This is a genomic window from Bilophila wadsworthia ATCC 49260, assembly GCF_000701705.1.
In the GTDB taxonomy this organism is placed as follows: Bacteria; Desulfobacterota; Desulfovibrionia; order Desulfovibrionales; family Desulfovibrionaceae; genus Bilophila; species Bilophila wadsworthia.
On record NZ_JNJP01000173.1, the window covers coordinates 1 to 2,450 of the forward strand.

Sequence of the window (2,450 nt, forward strand, 5' to 3'; positions counted from 1 at the left end):
GACATGAGCGCGGCCTGACCGCCCACCGTACCCGCAGTGGTGCCGCCGCCCTGCATGAGCAGGATTTCTCCTGCCGTGTACGCTCCCGGCGTCGTCAATGCGGAAACCGTACCCGGAAGGGCCGCCCCCATAAAGCCGGACAAACCGGAAGTGAATGAATCAGGGAGAAAGCTGGACAGGTTGGAAAGCGGAACGTTGCTAAGCAACCCGCCAGCCCCCCCGCCCGAGCCCCCCGCCGCATACGCCACCCCGCCCGTGCCGAGCATCCCCGACACAACGCCCGCAATCTGAACCGTGATGGGCCGGGTGATGGCCATATGCATCAAATCGGCAAGGAAGGATGCGAACACGGAACGGAACGACGACAGGGACACTTTGCCCGTCTCGATCATCTGCTCCCATGCCGATTTCCAGCCGGAATCCATGCCTGAATAAAGGCCGCTAAAAGCCTCTTCCGCCCCCTTCGCCGCGTCGGTCGCATCGGCCCGGTACTGGAGGAACGCCCGTTGCGCGCCGTCCGCCCATTCGCGGGAGGCTTGAAGCTCTTTCAGCTCACGCCACTGATTGATGTACTCCTGTGGAATCTCAAGCCGCTCAAGTTCCTTGACCTGTGCTGCGATAGCCTCGGACTGGTACTTGAGAGAAAGCCCGTACTGTCCCGTCAGTTCCTCAAGTTCTTTGTAAAAATCGTATTTGTCCTTGGCCAGATCGGCGAGGCGCTTTTCCTCTTTTTCCTGCGCCTGACGCAGATCAAGATCGCGCTTGAGCCCGGCTTCGATGAGCCGCTGATTCTTGAGCTGATTGACCTGCTCGGTGCTGACGCCTTTCTTGCGAGCATAGTCCGCAGCCTGCTTGCCGATCTGCTTAAGCGTCGTCTCGTATTCGGCTGCAATTTTCGCCTGCTCGCGCGTGAAGATCTCGCCGGGCTTGGTGGCGAGCTGTGCTTGCAGCGAGCGGATGGACGCCTCGGTCTTGCCAAGTTCGGCGTTATAGGCATCGAGATTGCGCTGCGCCTGTTCGAGGCCGTTATCCTTCTTTTTGCCCTTATCGAGAATCCCCTTGATCTTTGACTCGGTATCATTGAGCAGGCCATTAAGTATCTGCCCCTGCCGATTACGCTGCTCGTCGGTCAAAAGGAGTGACCCTAGCTGATTGAGCTGATCCTGATATTCCTTTTTCTGCGCGCGCAGCGTCTCAAGGCGTCCGGAATCTGTTTTTGTAAATGCCGCTTCATATTTTTGGATCGCGGCCTGCGTTGCGTTATCCCGCTGTTCCTTCCAGTCTGTTTTTTGACCGTGAGGTGAAACTTCGGAAAGGGATATACCGTAAGCCCCCACAAACTTACGGAGCCAGCTCTGGACATTGAAGAGATTCTCCATTCCCTGAATAGAAATATCCAGCTTAATGCCAAGGGCCGCCGTCGCGCGGGCATCACTCAGCGCGTCCTTGAATTCACCGGTGTCCTTTCCGGCTGCCCGTGCCTCAAGCTCGATATTTTTTAAGGCGTCTTCAAATCCTTTGAAATCACCTGTTTTCGATGCCTCAGCTTTCAGACGGTCAATAGCGTCAACGAATTTGTTTGCGGAAAGGCTGGCAAAATTCCATCCCGCAAAAGCAGATTCGTTTTCCGACGACATGCTGTCAAGCACGGACTGACGGGCGTTTTGCAGTGCTTCAAGCTGATTCCGGGCGGCCTCGGCCCGCGCGCCGAGACTATCTGCGGAGTCCTCTGTGCTATCCGCAAGCTCTTTATTGATCCTGACGGAAAGTTCCTGAGCACTGTTCAGATCACGCTGGGCCTGTGTGGCGACGTCGGCCTGTTCGGCGTAGTAGTAGACGCCTGCGGCTGCCGCGCCTATAGCTGCGAGCGTCAGCGTCCACGGATTTGCAAGCAATGGCAGAAGAACCTTAAACGATGCAGCAAGCCCCAGAACGGCGTCGGCTGCTTTGGGTGCGAGCGCGACAATTCCAGCAAGCCCGGCACCAACGGCCAGAGCCTTAAAAATATCCTTGTATTTTGCCAGAGTATCAAAAGCCGTCTGCAAGCCGCCGACCGCCCCGCGCACGGCATTGATGCCAGCAACGGCGGCGTCGGAGTCGACAATGGAGCTTTTTAAAAGCGTCCATTCGGTCGAAAGGCGGTTGAGCGCCCCTTGCAGCCCCTGCGACGCGGCTTCGGCGGCGGCCCCGAAATCTTCCCGCATGACCTTTGCCAGCTTCGGCAAAAGGTCTTCGGCGGTGAGCTTGCCGTCCGCCATAAACTTATCCAGTTCCGCCGTGGTCATGTTCATGGCCTTAGCCGCGAGCTGGAACGCGCCGGGGAGACGTTCGCCGAGCTGTCCCCGCAATTCTTCCGCCTGCACCTTGCCCTTGCTGATCATCTGCCCAAGGGCGAGAAAAGCCCCCTGCATATCGTCTTGCGAAAGGGCAAGGGCGGCACCGGCGGATGC

At 57.9% G+C, this 2,450-nt stretch carries 1 protein-coding gene; it reads right to left on the reverse strand.

Features of this window, described 5'->3' with window-relative positions:
* The coding region (locus tag T370_RS0121645; RefSeq protein WP_029436984.1) for a tape measure protein at window positions 1–2,450 on the reverse strand (2,450 nt) is incomplete at both ends.